The 1,118-nt window shown below is 66.1% G+C and carries 1 pseudogene; it reads right to left on the minus strand.

What is annotated here, in order from left to right:
* Positions 1-1,118 (minus strand): annotated as a pseudogene (locus tag PV646_RS44760) (hypothetical protein); the annotation flags it as partial.

Genomic DNA, 1,118 nt, shown 5'->3' on the forward strand with positions numbered 1-1,118 from the left:
CGGTCGCCGCCGGGTTTGGTGTCGATGACCGGCGTGTGGATGCCAGGCACGAAACCACCAGGCTTGTCGCCACCAGGCTGTTCGCTACTGGGCTTGTCGGTGCCGGGGTGTTCGGTGCCGGGCTTGTCGGTGCCGGGCTTGTCGGTGCCGGGGGCGCCGTCCGTGTCCATGTCGCCGGGTGCCGGGGTGCCCGATACCGGGGTGCCCGGCACGGTCACCGGCGGCACGGTCACCGGCGGCACGGTCACACCATCCTTGCCCTGACCACCGTTCTTGAACCCGGCGATCTTGTGACCCGCGTCCTCCGCGCCCTTCTGCACACCACCACTGAACGCGCCACCCAGGAAACCGAACCCCAGATCGTCGAAACCGCCCCCCAGCGCCCCCGACACACCCGCACCCACAACCACCTCGGTGGTGCCCTCCAGGCCACCATGAAACGCCACCGAGTCCGCGTGCTTGCCCAGCACACGCTGACCCAGCCTCACCCCGCCCATCATCAACCCACCCGCCACACCACCGGCGATCGCGCCAACAACAGAATCCTGCGCATCCCACGAACGACGATTCTTCTCAATAAACTGCAACGCCTGCGCGTTCGCGTTCTGCAACACCTCACTCGCGGCCTCACTCGCCACCGTCCGAGCCAGCATCACCGCCGCATTGTCAATCCACTGCAACCGTGCCAGCAACCGCGCCCGCAACGCCGCCGTCAACGCCGCATACCACGGCGCCCCCCACGGACTGTACAAAGCCCACCAAATCTGCGGAAAAAACAGTGCAAGCTCCTGCACCATCTCATAAACATTCTTCTCATCCGCCAGCGCCAGCTCCCGCAACCCCACCGCGTCACGCCGCGCCAGCGACCGCAACGACGAACCATGCGCCGTCACCCCACCCACAAGCTTACGAACACCAGCCCCCACAGCCCCGCCCAAAGCCCCACCCACCACCGCCGCGGCACCCTCCGCGTCCAGCATCAACCGCTGCAACGCCACACCATCAGCGTCCACCCGCGCAGCCAACGCCCGCGCCCCATCCACATCCAGATTCGACAACGTCGAACCCACCACAAGAACAAACAACCACTCAAGCTCAGGAGGAACAGAAACCGCCAT

The organism is Streptomyces sp. ID05-26A (genome assembly GCF_033794685.1).
GTDB lineage: Bacteria > Actinomycetota > Actinomycetes > Mycobacteriales > Pseudonocardiaceae > Lentzea.